We start from the raw sequence: 16,847 nt of genomic DNA on the forward strand, positions 1-16,847 counted from the left end.
ACTACATAATAATTGTTTGTAAATATATTTTTTCTGAATCTTTTTAATTTTGTATTTACTTTCTATTTACAAGTGTGCTAATTTTATTGTCGAACCTACCATTTTTGAATCAACGGTTCATATTGTGAAACATAAATTAAGGAGGCTAGCGTATATGAAGAAAATCAACGTAAAAAAATCTTTACTACTACTCTTTTTAACTTTAGTAATTGGTGTTTTAGCAGCTTGTGGTGGGAATACAGAGAAAAGTAATTCAGCAGATGAAAAGGATGGAGAAGTCACTGCAGGTGGCACATTAAATATTGGCCTTTCAGCCAATGCCAAAACATTTGACCCTATCAAATATACGGGGGTTTATGAATCGCAAGTTATGCGTCAAATGGGTGATACTTTAGTTGTTTATAACAAAGATTTATCTGATATCATTCCATCTTTAGCAACAGAATGGAAAGTTTCTGATGATATGTTAGTTTATACGTTCAAATTACGCGAAGGTGTGAAATTCCAAAAAGGTCAATACCAAGATGGACGTGACATGACAGCGGAAGACGTTAAATATTCATTAGAGCGCTCTGCCAAAGAATCCGCTATGAATCGTTTAAGTGGTGTGACGGAAGTTAAAGTGTTATCAGATTATGAAGTAGAAATTCACTTAGCGACACCGAATGCTGCACTCCTTGCTATGCTAACGGATGCAGGAAATATCATTATTCCAAAAGAAGAGGTCGAAGGATGGGGCGATAACTTCTCTGAACACTTCATTGGTACTGGTCCATTCCAATTAAAGGAATGGAAAAAAGATCAAGAGGTAAAACTAGTTCGTCACGAAAATTATTGGGGTGATAAGCCGAATATCGATAACTTAACAATGAAGTTTATCTCAGATCAAAACATGATGACGAATGCATTACGTTCTGGTGATATTGATATTGCCATGGATGTTAAAGGCCAAAATCGTGAAATCATCAAGCAAGATAGCAATCTTGAACTTTTAACGAATCCTGGTCTATCTATTGTTTATCTTGATCTTAACAATAAGGTAGGTCCTACTGCTGACAAACGTGTTCGTGAAGCTATTTATATGGCAACGAATGTTGAGGAAATTATTTCTGGGGTTAACCAATGGGGTGGTGGAGATGTTTCTTACTTACCATTACCACCTGGTTCATGGGGGTATGATCAATCGTTAATTGATTTAGTACCAAAATATAATCCTGAAGAAGCTAAAAAATTATTAGCAGAGGCTGGCTATCCTGATGGCTTCAAAACAGAGATTTTTGTGTCAGAAGCACGTGTTCCTTACGCTACAATTTTCCAAAGTCAATTAAAGAAAAACCTAAACATTGATGTAGAAATTAAAGTACTTGAATGGGGTACTTACAGTGATACTGTAGCAAAAGGAAATGCCCCAATGAACATTGGGGGCTGGACTTGGTATCCAGATCCTTATTTCTTCCTTTATCAGTTATATCACACAAATCAAATTGGAGCTTTAGGTAATGGTAAAGGCTATAGTAATCCAGAAGTAGATAAATTATTAGAACGCGCGGTATCAGAAACAGTTGTTCAAGAAGAAAGAGCAAAATTATACCAAGAAGCGTTAAAACTAATATTAGCAGATGTACCACGTATCGAATTAGAAGCCACTCAAACTGTTGCAGGTGTGAGTAAAAAAGTACAGGGCTTTGAGGTCTCTGCCGATAATTCCGTACAAATTGTGCATCCAAACGGTACGAACGTATCAATCGCAAAATAATTAAACTAGAAAAGTGGAGATCTTGTCTCCGCTTTTCTCTTCATAAGGAGAGATCTGATCGAATGACTCGATATATAAATGGACTTGTTTTTAACTCTGAGACTCGTAGCTTTGATAAACAGTCGTTTCAAGTACAGGGGCAATACTTCGAACAATCTTCTCGTACAACTGAAACAGAAATAGATTTAGATGGTTATTATATTACACCTGGCTTTATCGACAGTTGTTCACAAATTGGTTTAGCTGAAATAGGGATTCGCTGGGAGGGCGATGATAGTTATGAATTTGATTCCCATCTTCAATATTCTGTAGTTGATGGCATTTATCCATTTGATGCAGCATTCCAAAAGGCAGTCTCTCATGGAGTAACAGCATCGCACATTGTTCCCTCCCCTAAAAGCTTAATTGGTGCGAAAACAGCCATCATCCATCATACACATACAACGGTCGATGAAATGGTCCTGATAAAGGATGTTGCTTATTCCTTCTCCATCGGCCATCAGGCAAAAAGTACATTTTTTGCTGAAAAGAAAAAGCCATTAACTCGTATGGGAATTGCCAAAATAGTTAGGGAAACATTGCAACAAATTCAGCAGCAAGAGCCACGGATTAAAAAAATTGTTATTCGGGCCCATAAAGCAGTAGATATTGAATTTGTTGGACGACTTCAACATGAATTTGGCACTATTTTCGATTTTCATATTATTCATGGTACTGAAGTTCCTTTACTTAAGGGGGAATCCTTTAATACGGTCATTGCGGGACCAACATTTCGCTATATTGAGCATAATGAGATGATGGCACTATCGCCAAAACTTTACCGTCATCTGTCCAATCAACATATTCCATTTGTTTTTTGTACGGATCACCCTGTTAGTAGTACATCCCACCTAACTTTAGAAGGTTGCCTAGCCGTAAGAGAAGGAATGACACGCCAGGATGTTCTGTATGCATTAACAACAGGGGCTGCTAATTTTCTAGGTATAGCCCATAAAACAGGCGCTATTTGCGATGGACTTCTAGCTGATTTTGTCATATGGGATAAGCATCCATTAAATTTAGACGCCCAAGTTGTCGCTACTTATATTAAAGGGACAAAAGTTTATGCACGGGAAGAAGGGTTGACAGAATGATTATTTATCACCATGCAAAAATTTTCACAGTCGATGAACAAAATAATATTTTTGAACAGTTATGGATTGAGGATGGGCGAATTGTTTATGTTGGTCCAGCGAAGGATACTCCTCCCGATGCTGAATTAATTGATCTACAAGGAGCATATGTTACTCCTGGATTAATTGACATTCATGCTCATGTCGGAACATGGGCAGAAGTAACCGAAGATATTAATGATGCCAATGAATATAGTGAGCCCTTTACACCACTTATGCATGCTTTAGATAGTGTAGATATTCGGCACTTTTCTTTTCAGCATGCGCTGGAAGGTGGCGTGACAACTGTGCAAACTGGGCCAGGCAGTGCTAATGTTATCGGAGGCATTTGGAGCATCCTTAAAACAGCAGGACCTACCCTCGCCTCCCGTGTTCTTATAGAGCGAAGTGGATTAAAAGGAGCATTAGGTGAAAATCCTAAAAATGTCTTTGGCAATCAATATAAAAGAAAGCCAATGACGCGAATGGCTATTGCCCAGCTTTTACGAGATGGTTTCCAACGTGCGAGTCGCTTGAATGAACAAGAACAAACGGATCAAATCAACCACAACACAGAGTTACGCCCATTTATTGAGGTGCTACAGGGTGACATGCCCCTTCGCATTCACTGCCACCGTGCAGATGACATTATGACAGCTATACGAATCGCCAAAGAATTTAATGTAGAGCTTCACTTAGAACATTGTACAGAAGGTCATCTTATTGTTGATGCAGTTAAGAAGAGTGGCTTTCATGCAACACTTGGTCCCTATATGCTAACGCCATCTAAATATGAAACACGCCATTCTACACCAGCAATTGCAGCTATTTTTAAAGAGCATAATATACCTTTTGCCATTATGACGGATCATCCGTTTGTACCGATTCAGTATTTAAAATATTGTGCAACAGAAGCCATTCGCTATGGTTTAGATGAAGAAACAGCCATTAAAAGTATTACGATAAATGCTGCTAAGCTTGTACAGCTTGATCACCGAATCGGTAGTCTGGAGGCAGGCAAGGATGCTGATTTTGTTGTTTGGTCACACCCTATTTTTGAAACAGAAGCAAAGGTTTTACAAACTTATGTAAATGGAAAAAAATATTACGAAGCGGAGTGAGCACGTTGAAACATTCAAACATTGCCGTTGTCACAATTGGTCAAGCCCCTCGCAAAGATATGGCTAAAGATATTCAGCAATTAAGAGAATCCGGTCTCCATGTTCAAGAATACGGTGTACTTGATTTACTCTCTTCCGATGAAATTGCTAGGCTATCACCAGCTATTAAAGACACAGATGTTTTAGTGACACTTCTAGCAAATGGTGAGCAAGTAAAGTTAAGTAAACAAAAGCTTATGCCCTATATTCAGCAATGCATTAGTAAGCTACACGAATTCACTTGGGTATTACTTATGTGTACTGGAGACTTTACGAATAAGCTTTCTTCTAACAATCTATTACTTCCTGATCGTATGATGACAAATTTAGTAAAAGGGTTACATACAGAATTAACACTTGGCTTAATAGGTCCTGAGCCTGAACAACAACATACTGTTGCTGACAAATGGCAAAAAGCACAGTTCAATGTAATGTTTTCAGCAAGCTCCCCCTACCACTTCAATGCTCGACATCTATTAGCAAAAGCACGACTATTAGAAGATAAGGGAGCCGATTTGCTTATTCTTGATTGTATGGGTTATTCTTCAACAATGAAAAATACTATTAAAGATCAACTTTCTATACCTATCATTGTGCCGAGAGAAGCGGTTTTTACCATATTAAAAGCCATTAGTTAAGATTGAAAGAGGTCACTGTCCATTCAGTGACCTTTTCCTTTTTATTTAAACACGCTTATTGAAATAAGGAAGCTGTTCCACGAAAGCCTTTGTATCATCATCCCCATATTCATGAACGAGTGCATAAATTTTCATTAATCGCTTATCTATTTCATCATTTTCTCTATCTAAGTGATACTGTATATACGGTAGCTGGGCACGCCATGCATTTGAAATTTCTAACAGCTGCATTTGCTGAAAGATTCTTTCAAAAACATCTAATGCTTGACGATCTACGTTCAGTTCAAAGTTCCACGGCCCTGCATATGGATTTGTATAATACGTTCGATTGGCAAGTGAAAAATATACGCGCTGACGATCCATCTTACGATTCACTCCTTTTTCCATAGTATGGAGAGAAAGGAGTCGTTTTATTCGCTTGAATGTCAAACTTCCTTCACAATTAAAAAGGCCCTATAATTTATAATAGGTATGATGAACAAAGAACGGAGTGAATACTATGAGTTTAACTACGCTCTTAATAATTGCAGTTATTATTGTTATTGTTATTACAATTGCGACGATTATTAGTGTCAACCGTGCTTATGCCTTTAAACATACAATCGATGAAAGGCCGAAGCAAAATCATCAAGAAGAGCCATAAACATAGCCTTTTTAATAATATAAACTTGGAGTGAAAGCAATGGGTGTACCTTTACCAATTATCATTATGATTGCCATGATGATGCTAATGTTTGGTCTTTCTGTCATTATTATTATGAAGAAAAAAAATAATATTTTTACGCAAACAATTGATCCAAAGCCTGAACAAATGACGTCTCAGCAAAAGGATGAACAACGATGAAATACCCCTTTATTTGGCTCATTCAGTTTTATCGAAAATTCATTTCACCGATGACGCCCCCTACTTGTCGTTTCCATCCTACATGCTCTTCTTATGGACTAGAAGCTTTTCAAAAGCATGGGGCAATAAAGGGCTTTATCTTAACTATTACCCGCGTATCCAAATGCCATCCGTTCCACCCTGGTGGCTTTGATCCTGTACCTGAAAAATGGCCTTCGAAAAAGAAATAACTTTCGAGGGGCATTTTTTTCTTGTACTTTTTTAAGGAGTAGGTTATTATAAGAACTGTTCTAAAAAACAAATCGTAATCATTACTATTTAAGAAAGGGATTTTCTTATATGAAAAAACTATATTTAGTGTTGCTCGTTGCCGTTCTTGCTGTATTTACTGCAGCATGCGGAGACAAATCGACGACTTCCCAAAAGACTGAGGAAAAGGATACGTTAACAGTCTATACAACTGTCTATCCTTTAAGCTATTTTGCTCAACGTATTGGAGGCGATTATGTTGACGTCTCTTCTATTTATCCAGCCGGTGCAAACGAACATACATTTGAGCCTACACAAAAAGATATGATGAACTTAGCAGATGCCGATATCTTTTTCTATATTGGCTTAGGACTAGAGGGTTTTGTGGAAAATGCTAAAAAAACATTAGCAAATGAAGATGTCACAATGGTGGCAACTGCTGATAATGTTTCAGATGAAAAGTTAGCTGTAAGCACAGGCCATGTTCATGCCGAAGAAGAACATGAAGCAGACGGACACGACGACCATGATCACGCAGCTACAGAGGAGGAGCACGATCATGATGGACACGGACATGACGAGCATGAGCATGGTGACATCGATCCACATGTTTGGCTATCTCCTACAATTAGTCAAGATTTAGCACTTGCTATTAAAAATACACTAGTTGAAAAAATGCCTGCTCAGGAATCGACTTTTAATAAAAATTACGAAGCATTAGTAAAAGAGCTACAAGATTTAGATAATAATTTTAAAGCGATGACAAACAAAGCACAAAACAAAACATTCTTTGTATCACATGCTGCATTTGGCTATATTGCAGGTCAATATGGCTTAACACAGGTGCCGATTGCCGGCTTAAATTCACAAAATGAGCCATCGCAAAAAGAATTAACAAAGATTGTAGATAAAGCAAATGAATTGCATATACACTATATTTTATTTGAACAAAACGTATCTTCTAAATTAGCAGAGGTTATTCAAAAAGAAGTTGGCGCAGAATCTCTTGTACTGCATAATTTAAGCGTGCTAACAGCTGATGATGAAAAAAATAATGAAACGTATTTCACATTGATGCAAAAAAATATTCAAACATTAGAAAAAGCTTTGAACGATCAATAAATGAGTAAGGAGGTGCCCCGAAAATAGATGGGACACCTCCTTTATTATGACGTATTTTTCTTGTGGCATACGTTTTTCCGTACGATAGATAGACGTTAGCTTACTTGTTGATTTTAGCATCGTTTTACGTTTTGCTTTTGAATGATTTACTAAACTCTCTACTACTACCTTTGGCCATTCATTAAAATCGTGCAGAACAACAGGGTTTTCCTCTGTTTGTTTTTGTGTCACAAGCATTGTAGGCTGTAATTGTGTTACTGCTTGCCTATTCTCTGCAATTATTGAAATCCCTGCATTTTGATTAAAGCTTTGTTGTAAAGGCATTGTCAAACTCTGTCTTTTCGTTTCTTTTTGTATATCTGTATATTTTTCACTAGTTGCTGCCGGGAAACGGGCGTAGTCCCAAGTATGGTCTTGTGATAATTGGCGATCCGACACTAAAAAATATTGATAGCGTACTTCACCCTTACGATCTGGCAATGGATCATCCCACGTCACATCAATATGATACCACTCATGATCAAGCTTCACTAGCACCCAAGCATGAAGCTGTTCACCCACTTTGCCTGGTACATATTGCACTTCAAACCCTAACATCTCCAGCATTCGATATAACACTAACGCATACGCCTGACAAACTCCCTTATTTTCTGTAAGCAAAGTGTAGGGCGAATATTGACTTCCTTCTGTTTCCTTAGAATATTCTGCTGTTAAAACAATAAAATCATGTGCAGCCTGTAATTTTTCTATGTCACTTAATCCATGCATAGGTGCAGTAATGGTTGATAAAGTTTGCTCAACAAAAGCTGCCTCTGTTTGTGAAATATGGTAGGTAAATGCAAATTCGATGACAATATTATTGTTATAACCATCGTATTTCCATTTAAAACTAGAAATATTAGTATAAATATAAGAGTTTTGAATCGCAGTTTTCGTAATTTCTGTTAGTTCATCTTTTATCTCGGATATGTCACCAGTATAGCGTATTGAGAATTCTGTAGAGAGCTGCATAACTTCTTTATTAATGAGAGATTGTAGAGTTTCAATTGAATGAGCAGTTGCTACATTATCTTCTTGATAGTTTGCAAATACTTGCACATGACTCATTTGTAGAACAAATAATATAATGACAACATTATATATATATTTCCTCATATGAGTCATTCTCCTTTACTAAATAGTTTATGCCTCTCTTTTTTTATTATGTTAATGAATGTTTAATTTCATGCTAAAAGTTTAAATGTTTTGCATGATGGATTAGCCGTTTCCAATTTTAAAAACAAAATAAAAAAGAAGCCTCCATACGAAGACTTCTTTTCATCTATTTTTATTGTAATAACTTCCTTCTCAGCAATTTATCCGCTCCATTTCGCGGTAGACTGTCTGTAAATATAATTTCTTTAGGCATCTTATATTTAGCAAGTTTTTGTAAGCAAAAGGCCTGTAGTTGCTCAACAGACACTGGCTCATTTAACACAAGGAACGCAATGGGAACCTGCCCCCATTGCTCATCATCTACCCCACATACACCCGCTTCTTTGACCGCAGGATGTGTTAGTAGTACATTTTCTATTTCTGCTGGATAAATATTCTCACCCCCAGAAATAATTAAATCTGCCCTACGATCAATCACATACAAGTATCCATCTTCATCTAAACAACCGATATCTCCCGTATGAAGCCAGCCATCAATCGTGGCATTTTTATGTGCAAAACGGCCAATATAGCCAGGTGTGACATGAGGACCTCGAATACAAATTTCCCCCTCACCTTTATCATTAGGATCTGCAATTTTTATTTGATTAAAAAATAAAGGCTTGCCAGCAGAACCGATTTTTTGCATGGCGTCTTCACTCGCCAAAGTAGCCGTTTGTGAAGATGTCTCTGTCATCCCATAAGTTTGCGCAACGGCTAAATTTAGAGAATGTGCTCTCGCTAAATAATCGACAGGCACCGGCCCTCCTCCAGCTAACATTAGCTTAAAATGAGGTGAAGCTTTCATATTGCGCTGCTCTAACGTATGTAGGATTCGTTCCAACGTCACCGCGACAACCGACATATGGGTTACTTCTCCGTCTATAATGTTTTGTGATATCGCTTCTGCATCAAATTGATCATATAAATAGACCTGATTACCATATAAAAGTGAACGTACTAATATGGAAAACCCACTAATATGAAATAAAGGAACTGCACAAAGCCAAACATCTTGAGGCTGCAGTCCAATATTTAAAACAGAGGCTGTTGCGCTTGCCTGATGGTTCCCAACTGTTTGGCGAACTCCCTTTGGAAAGCCCGTTGTACCTGATGTATACATAATAGTAGTTGTTTGATCTAATGGCCATTCCTTTTCAATAGTTAACTCGCCTTCCCCCCCATTTTCAATCGATGAAAATAAGTAATGGGCTGTTTCAGGAGGCAACTTCTCTATATCTTCATCTGCGATTAACACTGTCACTGCCTCTGAATCTTCTAGTTGATAGGCCAGCTCTTCCGGCGATAGTCTACGATTAAGCATCACCATTTCACATTGTAAATGCATGCAGGCATACATCATCATGACCAGTTCAGGCTTACTTGGTCCCATAATTGCAATTCGATCACCCTGCTGAATACCGATCCCTACTAGTTGACGAGCACGTTTTATAGATAATTCATTTAATTCCTGAAAAGTCCAGCTTTGATTTTTATAAGCTAATGCCTTTCGTAACGGTGTTAAATATGCTCGCTGTAAAATCCAATTTGGATACATCTTCGTCACTCCAATCCCCTACATCTTAACGCTTAATCATCTATTTTGTCTATTTGCATGTCTGTTATTTTAGGGATGCTACTCGCTACTTTTATTGTAATGTCCTGCTCCTCTATCCTTCACTTTACTAGTTCTATCCATCACTTTACGGGCTGTATCCACTACTTTATTAATTCTATCCGCTTCTTCTATCGTAACCCCTTGCTTCCAGGCATAGAAAAAGCTCGTATCTCTAAAGATACGAGCCTTAAACCCTTTAGAATCAAGGGAATCTTGGGAATTGACCGAAATCTGGTTGACGTTTTTCTTTGAAAGCGTCGCGACCTTCTTTTGCTTCATCTGTTGTGTAGTAAAGAAGTGTAGCATCTCCAGCCATTTGTTGAAGACCTGCTAAGCCGTCTGTATCTGCATTCATCGCTGCTTTTAAGAAGCGTAGTGCAGTTGGTGACATTTGTAGCATTTCTTCACACCATTGAACTGTTTCATCTTCTAATTGCTCATAAGGAACAACTGTATTGACTAAGCCCATATCAAGTGCTTGTTGTGCATCGTATTGACGGCAAAGGTACCAAATTTCACGTGCCTTTTTATGTCCAATAATACGAGCAAGATAGCCTGAGCCATAACCAGCATCGAATGAACCTACTTTTGGTCCAGTTTGTCCAAAGCGAGCATTGTCAGCAGCAATTGTTAAGTCACAGACAACATGTAAAACGTGACCTCCACCAATTGCATAGCCAGCTACCATCGCTACTACAGGTTTTGGAATTACACGGATTAAACGTTGTAAATCAAGAACGTTTAGACGTGGAATTTCATCTTCTCCTACATAGCCACCATGACCGCGAACTTTTTGGTCTCCGCCTGAGCAGAAAGCATGTTCGCCTTCACCTGTTAAAATAATTACACCGATATTTTTGTCATCGCGTGCTCGTGAAAATGCGTCAATCATTTCCATAACCGTTTTAGGACGGAATGCGTTACGCACTTCTGGACGGTTAATCGTAATTTTTGCGATTCCGTTATAGAACTCATACTTTATGTCTTCATAAGTATGTAATGTAGTCCATTGACGTGTCATTGAATAGCCTCCTATATCATTAAATTCGTCTCGTTACTAGCGAGGCGCTAACGTAATATTAGATTACGTTAAATACTCCTCTACTATTGTAGCAAACTCAGCGGGATTTTCCACATGAATTGCATGTCCAGCGTCATTTACCGTCATATGGCTAACAGTATTTAATAGCGCTTTCATTTCTAGTGCAATTTCACAGAATTTCCCATCCATTGAACCGGTAATTAGCAATACAGGGACTGCTAACTGCGCCAATCTATCCCAATTTGAAGGTTGAGCTCCTGTACCAATACCTCTCAAGCTGCCCGCTAGTCCCTCTTTCTTCTGTGAAAGTCTTTCTGCTCGAATGACCTGTCTTACACTTTGCGGTAGACGATGCTGTGTACTAAAAAGCGGTATGTTCTCCCATGCATTCACAAACGATTCCAAACCATTTGTTAGAATTTTTTGTGCCAGTGCTTCATCTAGCTCACAACGCTCCTTACGCTCTTCTTCTGTACGTAAGCCTGGAGAGGCGCTTTCTAAAATAAGCTGATGAATACGATCTGGATAAGCCAGGGCATATGATAGAGCAATTCTACCACCCATTGAGTATCCTAACAGTGTAAAGTTCTCTAGATGAAGCTGGCAAAATATTTCTTCTAAATCTTGTAATTGTTCCTCCATGGAGAAACGTTGACAGTGCTGTGGAATAGCCGTTTGTCCATGTCCAATTAAATCAATGGCAATGACGCGTACATTGGGTAGGGCCTGTGCTAGATTGTGCCATGTAGCCGTGCTTCCCGTAAATCCATGTAATGCAACGAGTGTATGGATCCCATTTTGATTCCATATCTCAATATGCGTTTCAAGACCACGAATCATTAAATTTGTCATGCTTTTAACTCCGTATTAATACGTTTCCATAGCTCACGATGGGCAGTGACATTCTCTGTTCGATCAGTAAATATTTCAATCAAACGTAAAGGACGTTTTTTGCTTGTAGAAAATTTCTCGGAAAGCTCGGCAATCGTTTCTACACGGATATAATCCATATCATACATATTGGCAATATCACGGAATTCAAGGGCAGTTGGTGTGCCAAATAAGTCCTCATAATGAGCTTCCACTGTTGACTGTGGTAAATAAGAAAAAATACCGCCACCATCATTATTCATGACAAGGATCGTTAAGTTACATTGCTGATATCTTGAAGCAATGAGACCATTGATATCATGTAAAAAGGCTAAATCACCAATTAGTAAGAAGGTTTCTCGGCCATTTCCTTGACTGAAGCCCATTGCCGTTGACACTACGCCATCAATCCCATTTGTACCACGATTTGCAAAAATACGCAGATCCTTCGGTGTAGCTAGTAAAAATGTATCGATATCACGCACTGGCATACTGCTGCTAACGAAAATATCACTACCATCAGGAATCATTTTCAGTAAACGACTGACCATGGCTCCCTCATCTTTTTCTACTTCTGAATATTGCTCGATATGCATAGAAGCAAGCTGATTCGCTTTTTGCCATTCAGCTAGGTAAGTCTCCTCAATAGCAGTTTTCGTAATAGCTAGTTGAGTCAGCCACTGATCGATATTGGCATGAATAAAATGCGTGGAAACGCCCGTAGCATCTCTAAACATTGGGTCTTCATCAATAATCACATAGGCATTTGGCTGTGATTTTGTGATGAATTGCATGATAAACTTCGAGACAGGCTGTGCCCCTAAGCGTATAACTGTATCTGGTTGCACCAGTGCTTTGAAGTCATCACTTTTCATAATGGCATCGTAGGTAGTCACAATATATGGTAAGCAATCCTCTGGTACGGATGCCCGCATATTCGATAAACTCTCAACAATTACTGGCCATTTTAGCTGACGCACAAACTCCCAAACGATGGCTAAATCCGTGCCAAGAGCTAGCTCACCTATAATAACAAAGCCTCTCTTCGTCGATTGTAAAATAGAGGAGAGCTCCTGTTGATCGGCAGTTGTTGGGATTAGCTGTCCCATACTGCTGTGCTTGAACGTCGCTGTTGGTAGTTCACTTCGAAAATCAATTAATAAAGGCTCTCGGAAAGGTACATTGATATGTACTGGACCAAAAGGCGCACTCGTTGCAATAGCTACAGCACGGGCAAGATGACGCTCAATAAAAGGTAATGTTGGATCAGCACCATCTGCTAACGGAAAATCAACACTCCATTTTACATGGGAACCATATAAATTAGGCTGATTGATGGCCTGTGGTGCGCCGACCTCTCGTAATTCATGAGGACGGTCAGCTGTTATGACAATCAGTGGAACACGTGCATAGCTTGCCTCCACAATTGCAGGAAAATAGTTTGCTGCAGCTGTACCTGATGTACATAATAGAACAACAGGCTTAGCTGTGGCCTTCGCTAGACCTAACGCAAAGAATGCAGCCGAGCGCTCATCTACTTGACGATACATTTTTACTTGATTTGTAGATGCAACAGCATAGGCAAGTGGTGTTGAACGTGATCCTGGACTGACTACCACATTTTCAACACCCGCTTGTACTAGCGATGCGACCATTTGATAAACATAATCTGTTAATATTTTCCGTTCACTCATGTAATTGTCCCCCTAGCGCGCGAAGCATTGGACGGAATTTTACTAATGTTTCTTCATATTCAGATTGTGGTTCTGAATCTGCTACAATCCCTCCGCCTGCATATAAATAAGCTTTATCGCCTAGTAATGCAGCCGAGCGGATCGCGACTGCAAATTCGCCATTACCCTCTGCGTCTAACCAACCAATTGGTGCTGCATACAAACCACGATTCATAGGCTCATATTTACGGATGGCTGCCAACGCTTCTTTACGTGGTACTCCCCCTAAAGCGGGTGTGGGATGTAAAGATTTTGTAAGCTGTAAGATTGTAGCATCCTCATTTAACTGACCTTCTACAGGTGTATATAGATGTTGGATGTCTCGTATTTTTAATAGGCGAGGTTTGTCAGGTACCGTCATGTTCACACAATTTTTGCGGAATGTGTCCGCAATCATATCCACAACATATTGATGTTCTCCACCGTTTTTTGGGTCATTTAGTAAACTTTGTCCATACGCTTCATCTTCTTCTGCTGTTTTTCCTCGTTTAATTGAGCCAGCAACACAAGACGAAAACGCACGGCCTTCTTCTACCTTAACAAGGCGTTCAGGCGAGGCTCCAAAAAATAATAGATCCTTATGCTCTAAACCAAATAGATAGCTTTCTGGCTGCTCATGAATTATTTGAGAAAGCACTTGAGGTGCAGATACAGATTCTTTAAATTGCAAGGCAAGTGAGCGAGCAATAACCACCTTATCTGCCTTCTTCTGCTTAATTAATGCTGTCACTTGGTCGATTGAGGCTAAATAGGGCTCCTTATATGGCTCAAAATAACTTGTAATTTCAGGTTTTGTATACGTTTTCACTTCTTTAACCTGCGCTGCGTGAATTAAATGATCTCGCTCTTTCCTTAGAGCTTCTAGCTTACTCTCCGCCTGCTGATCTTGTGTTAAAAGATGAATACTTACGTAAGCTTTATCATCACGGATTACAAGTTGAAACGTTGCTAGTGCAAAATAAGCCTCTGGGAAATCCGTCCATTCCCCATCGACATTATTTTGTGGATCAAATGTAAAACCACCAAATAAAATGGGCTGTAGCTCGCTTTGTCCCTTTTGACAGTTTTTCGTTAAGTTCTTCCACTCCGCTTCTACAGCATCAAAACGCTCATTTTTTGCATTGTTTTGAATGGTATGGGCATGTCCCAGCCCTACTAATGTCATTGTTTTTTCTCTATTTTGCCAATAAAATCGTTCACCTTTATAACGCTCCTCACCTGCCGCATAAAATGCAAGTGGAGATAAGCGACTTACTTCAATTGTTTCCATATAAAAATGAAGGCTTTGGCCCAAATAGTCCACTTCTACTTCTGTGGCTTGGTACCACTTCTGTTGCATGAAAATTACCTCCGTTGTTGCAATGTACATAATTAAAATGATGAATCAAACACATCATTTTTTGGTTGGCAACAGTGTCATTCTTACTGTTGCTAATACCCTATTTTTATTTTCAGTTCATAAATGCATGTTCTATTGTATCACTTTTTTTCATTTAACAGTATGTAATAAGCTGTGAACCTACCCATTTTCTCAATCTTCGTTTAAAATAGAAAGAGTCGACAACATTTGAAGGAGAGAAAGACCTTATGACCAAAGTCATTGAAGCTGATAGGGGTTTTAAAGTTTGGTGGCATTTAACGCGTCCACATACTTTAACCGCTTCATTCGTTCCAGTATTCCTAGGAACAGCAATTGCTCTAGCAATTGAACAAGAAACAATTGATTTTGGACTATTTTTTGCTATGCTCATTGCAAGTATGCTTATCCAAGCAGCAACGAATATGTTCAATGAATATTACGATTACAAATTAGGATTAGATAACGAGCATTCTGTTGGGATTGGCGGAACCATCGTCCGTCATGGAGTACAGCCAAAAACAATTATGATGATTGCACTAAGCTTTTATGCTATTGCCATGCTTCTTGGCATTTACATATGTGCCTCAACATCTTGGTGGTTAGCAGCTGTAGGCCTTGTTTGTATGCTTATTGGTTTCTTATATACAGGAGGACCATACCCAATAGCCTATTCCCCATTTGGAGAGATTGTCTCTGGAGCAGTAATGGGCATGGGAATTGTGTTAATTGCCTTCTATATTCAAACGCTTACAGTGACACTCGATGCTGCGTTGCTGTCTGTACCAAGTATGATTTTAGTCGGAGCCATTATGTTATCCAATAATATCCGTGATATTGTGGGTGATACAGAAGGTGGAAGAAAAACTTTAGCTATTTTAGTAGGACGTGATAATGCCATTTCTGTGTTATCTGGCTTTTTTATCGTCTCGTATTTATGGGTCATTGCCCTTGTAGCAGTTGATGGCATTACTTTTTGGGCATTAATTATCTTCCTGAGCATTCCGAAACCATTACGTGCCATTCAAATTTTCCGAGACAAAAAAGAAGCCAAAGAAGTGATGCCTGCGATGAAATATACAGCGCAAACCAATACTTTCTTCGGCTTCCTATTAGGAATCGGTTTATTAATTCATTATTTCTTTTATTAAAAGATGCGGCAGCCTTAACGGGTTGCTGCTTTTTTTACATAACGTCTGAAATTTTGACTTGCAATACCATGCACTTCCTCGTCTGAAAAACGTGCTCGTAATGCCTCTAATAAATTTTGCGCTTCTCCTGCATGTGCTAAGCCATTGACAGTCCGATCAATACCATCAAAATCTGAGCCTAGCCCTATATGCTCTACACCAACTAGCTTTGCTAAATGCTCCACATGATCGACTAGATGATCTAGTGTTGCATCTCGATTAATGAAGAGTGGAAAATAAACAACATGGATATGTCCCCCATGTTCTACAAGTGCCTTTGCCTGTGCATCTGTTAAATTACGTGGGTGGTCACAGAGTGCACGAGCATTACTATGACTTGCAATAATATGCTTCGCTAATGGCAACACATCCCAAAAGCTTTGTTCATTTAAATGGGAGACATCAATAATAATATCCCGTTTATTTAGTAATTGTATGACCTCTTTACCAAATGGCTTCAAACCAAGACTTGCATCCTGCTCAGCTCCATGTGCAACAGCATTCTCTTCATTCCATGTTAAGCCGACTAATTTTACGCCCGCATCGAGTACTGCTGTCAGCTTTGCTAGATCTTCTCCAATTGCACTACAGCCCTCTAAACTTAATATAGCTCCTATTTCATGTGGAGCTAAATGGTCTAACTGTGCCCAATCTGCAATATGCACCATGCCCTCTGTTTGTAATACATGGGTATGAAATACTTCGATTTGACGCATGACCTCAAGAAATTGAAGATTTTGTGGAATTTGCGGGTCTATAAAAACGGCGAACACTTGAGCCTCTACTTGCCCTAATTGCAATCTTTTTTGATTGGCATGTAAACGCACATCCTCAGCAAAATTTGCCGATTCAAGAGTAGTTAACTTTAAAAGCGCATCACAATGTAAATCAATAATCTTCATATCCTCACCTCTACAGTTATT

At 38.9% G+C, this 16,847-nt stretch carries 17 protein-coding genes; 9 read left to right on the plus strand and 8 right to left on the minus strand.

The genetic code is table 11. The features are described 5' to 3' along the window. The first annotated feature begins 154 nt into the window (after nucleotides 1-154). The 4 genes from OU989_RS16925 (at nucleotide 155) to OU989_RS16940 (ending at nucleotide 4,705) form a co-directional block, all read left to right on the plus strand. On the plus strand, nucleotides 155-1,756 hold the full coding sequence (locus OU989_RS16925; RefSeq protein WP_274794172.1) for an ABC transporter substrate-binding protein: 1,602 nt from the start codon (nucleotides 155-157) through the stop codon (nucleotides 1,754-1,756). A gap of 62 nt (nucleotides 1,757-1,818) precedes the next feature. Next, nucleotides 1,819-2,889 (plus strand): amidohydrolase family protein, encoded by a 1,071-nt coding sequence (locus OU989_RS16930; RefSeq protein ID WP_274794173.1) that lies wholly within the window; start codon nucleotides 1,819-1,821, stop codon nucleotides 2,887-2,889. Then, a complete protein-coding gene (locus OU989_RS16935; protein ID WP_274794174.1) occupies nucleotides 2,886-4,028 on the plus strand; it encodes an amidohydrolase in 1,143 nt (380 codons plus the stop codon). The genes OU989_RS16930 and OU989_RS16935 overlap by 4 nt, the downstream gene beginning before the upstream one ends. Nucleotides 4,029-4,033: 5 nt before the next feature. Beyond that, nucleotides 4,034-4,705: an AroM family protein gene (locus tag OU989_RS16940; protein ID WP_274794175.1), complete on the plus strand. Its 672-nt coding sequence runs from the start codon at nucleotides 4,034-4,036 to the stop codon at nucleotides 4,703-4,705. Between the two features lie 45 nt (nucleotides 4,706-4,750). On the opposite strand, the gene OU989_RS16945 is transcribed toward OU989_RS16940, so the two are convergent. Next, complete coding sequence (locus OU989_RS16945; protein WP_016992524.1) at nucleotides 4,751-5,068, minus strand: hypothetical protein; 318 nt, start codon at nucleotides 5,066-5,068, stop codon at nucleotides 4,751-4,753. 136 nt (nucleotides 5,069-5,204) lie between these two features. Between OU989_RS16945 and ytzI the strand changes: the two genes are divergently transcribed. From ytzI to OU989_RS16965, 4 genes are all read left to right on the plus strand, one after another. Next, a complete protein-coding gene (ytzI, locus tag OU989_RS16950) occupies nucleotides 5,205-5,348 on the plus strand; it encodes a YtzI protein (protein ID WP_274794176.1) in 144 nt (47 codons plus the stop codon). Between the two features lie 39 nt (nucleotides 5,349-5,387). Continuing rightward, nucleotides 5,388-5,549: a hypothetical protein gene (locus OU989_RS16955; protein WP_274794177.1), complete on the plus strand. Its 162-nt coding sequence runs from the start codon at nucleotides 5,388-5,390 to the stop codon at nucleotides 5,547-5,549. Next, entirely contained in the window at nucleotides 5,546-5,779 is a 234-nt protein-coding gene (yidD, locus tag OU989_RS16960) for a membrane protein insertion efficiency factor YidD (protein WP_274794178.1), read from the plus strand. The genes OU989_RS16955 and yidD overlap by 4 nt, the downstream gene beginning before the upstream one ends. A gap of 109 nt (nucleotides 5,780-5,888) precedes the next feature. Next, nucleotides 5,889-6,920, plus strand: coding sequence for a metal ABC transporter solute-binding protein, Zn/Mn family (locus OU989_RS16965; RefSeq protein WP_274794179.1), 1,032 nt, complete (start codon nucleotides 5,889-5,891; stop codon nucleotides 6,918-6,920). Here OU989_RS16965 and OU989_RS16970 read toward each other — a convergent pair. The 6 genes from OU989_RS16970 to OU989_RS16995 all read right to left on the minus strand — a co-directional run bounded on the left by OU989_RS16970 (nucleotide 6,894) and on the right by OU989_RS16995 (nucleotide 14,716). After that, complete coding sequence (locus tag OU989_RS16970) at nucleotides 6,894-8,075, minus strand: transglutaminase domain-containing protein (protein ID WP_274794180.1); 1,182 nt, start codon at nucleotides 8,073-8,075, stop codon at nucleotides 6,894-6,896. The genes OU989_RS16965 and OU989_RS16970 overlap by 27 nt on opposite strands. Nucleotides 8,076-8,247: 172 nt before the next feature. Continuing rightward, nucleotides 8,248-9,672 (minus strand): o-succinylbenzoate--CoA ligase, encoded by a 1,425-nt coding sequence (locus OU989_RS16975; protein ID WP_274794181.1) that lies wholly within the window; start codon nucleotides 9,670-9,672, stop codon nucleotides 8,248-8,250. 262 nt (nucleotides 9,673-9,934) lie between these two features. Next, a complete protein-coding gene (menB, locus tag OU989_RS16980) occupies nucleotides 9,935-10,753 on the minus strand; it encodes a 1,4-dihydroxy-2-naphthoyl-CoA synthase (protein WP_274794182.1) in 819 nt (272 codons plus the stop codon). Between the two features lie 63 nt (nucleotides 10,754-10,816). Further along, nucleotides 10,817-11,626, minus strand: coding sequence for a 2-succinyl-6-hydroxy-2,4-cyclohexadiene-1-carboxylate synthase (menH, locus tag OU989_RS16985; protein WP_274794183.1), 810 nt, complete (start codon nucleotides 11,624-11,626; stop codon nucleotides 10,817-10,819). After that, entirely contained in the window at nucleotides 11,623-13,338 is a 1,716-nt protein-coding gene (gene menD, locus OU989_RS16990; protein WP_274794184.1) for a 2-succinyl-5-enolpyruvyl-6-hydroxy-3-cyclohexene-1-carboxylic-acid synthase, read from the minus strand. Before menD ends, menH begins: the two co-directional genes overlap by 4 nt. Then, on the minus strand, nucleotides 13,331-14,716 hold the full coding sequence (locus OU989_RS16995; protein WP_274794185.1) for an isochorismate synthase: 1,386 nt from the start codon (nucleotides 14,714-14,716) through the stop codon (nucleotides 13,331-13,333). The genes menD and OU989_RS16995 overlap by 8 nt, the downstream gene beginning before the upstream one ends. A 248-nt stretch (nucleotides 14,717-14,964) precedes the next feature. Here OU989_RS16995 and OU989_RS17000 point away from each other — a divergent pair, with 248 nt between their 5' ends. After that, on the plus strand, nucleotides 14,965-15,885 hold the full coding sequence (locus OU989_RS17000) for a 1,4-dihydroxy-2-naphthoate polyprenyltransferase (RefSeq protein WP_274794186.1): 921 nt from the start codon (nucleotides 14,965-14,967) through the stop codon (nucleotides 15,883-15,885). Nucleotides 15,886-15,899: 14 nt separating this feature from the next. Here OU989_RS17000 and OU989_RS17005 read toward each other — a convergent pair whose 3' ends face one another. Then, nucleotides 15,900-16,826: a dipeptidase gene (locus tag OU989_RS17005; RefSeq protein ID WP_274794187.1), complete on the minus strand. Its 927-nt coding sequence runs from the start codon at nucleotides 16,824-16,826 to the stop codon at nucleotides 15,900-15,902. Nucleotides 16,827-16,847: the final 21 nt, after the last annotated feature.

Source organism: Lysinibacillus irui (assembly GCF_028877475.1).
In the GTDB taxonomy this organism is placed as follows: Bacteria; Bacillota; Bacilli; order Bacillales_A; family Planococcaceae; genus Lysinibacillus; species Lysinibacillus irui.

What these genes read in the sequence shown, in the direction of transcription:
- OU989_RS16925 (WP_274794172.1), top strand. Translation starts at nt 155, where the DNA reads ATGAAGAAAATCAACGTAAAAAAATCTTTACTACTACTCTTTTTAACT.
- OU989_RS16930 (WP_274794173.1), top strand. Translation starts at nt 1,819, where the DNA reads ATGACTCGATATATAAATGGACTTGTTTTTAACTCTGAGACTCGTAGC.
- OU989_RS16935 (WP_274794174.1), top strand. Translation starts at nt 2,886, where the DNA reads ATGATTATTTATCACCATGCAAAAATTTTCACAGTCGATGAACAAAAT.
- OU989_RS16945 (WP_016992524.1), bottom strand. Translation starts at nt 5,068, where the DNA reads ATGGATCGTCAGCGCGTATATTTTTCACTTGCCAATCGAACGTATTAT.
- ytzI (WP_274794176.1), top strand. Translation starts at nt 5,205, where the DNA reads ATGAGTTTAACTACGCTCTTAATAATTGCAGTTATTATTGTTATTGTT.
- OU989_RS16955 (WP_274794177.1), top strand. Translation starts at nt 5,388, where the DNA reads ATGGGTGTACCTTTACCAATTATCATTATGATTGCCATGATGATGCTA.
- yidD (WP_274794178.1), top strand. Translation starts at nt 5,546, where the DNA reads ATGAAATACCCCTTTATTTGGCTCATTCAGTTTTATCGAAAATTCATT.
- OU989_RS16965 (WP_274794179.1), top strand. Translation starts at nt 5,889, where the DNA reads ATGAAAAAACTATATTTAGTGTTGCTCGTTGCCGTTCTTGCTGTATTT.
- OU989_RS16970 (WP_274794180.1), bottom strand. Translation starts at nt 8,075, where the DNA reads ATGAGGAAATATATATATAATGTTGTCATTATATTATTTGTTCTACAA.
- OU989_RS16975 (WP_274794181.1), bottom strand. Translation starts at nt 9,672, where the DNA reads ATGTATCCAAATTGGATTTTACAGCGAGCATATTTAACACCGTTACGA.
- menB (WP_274794182.1), bottom strand. Translation starts at nt 10,753, where the DNA reads ATGACACGTCAATGGACTACATTACATACTTATGAAGACATAAAGTAT.
- menH (WP_274794183.1), bottom strand. Translation starts at nt 11,626, where the DNA reads ATGACAAATTTAATGATTCGTGGTCTTGAAACGCATATTGAGATATGG.
- menD (WP_274794184.1), bottom strand. Translation starts at nt 13,338, where the DNA reads ATGAGTGAACGGAAAATATTAACAGATTATGTTTATCAAATGGTCGCA.
- OU989_RS16995 (WP_274794185.1), bottom strand. Translation starts at nt 14,716, where the DNA reads ATGCAACAGAAGTGGTACCAAGCCACAGAAGTAGAAGTGGACTATTTG.
- OU989_RS17000 (WP_274794186.1), top strand. Translation starts at nt 14,965, where the DNA reads ATGACCAAAGTCATTGAAGCTGATAGGGGTTTTAAAGTTTGGTGGCAT.
- OU989_RS17005 (WP_274794187.1), bottom strand. Translation starts at nt 16,826, where the DNA reads ATGAAGATTATTGATTTACATTGTGATGCGCTTTTAAAGTTAACTACT.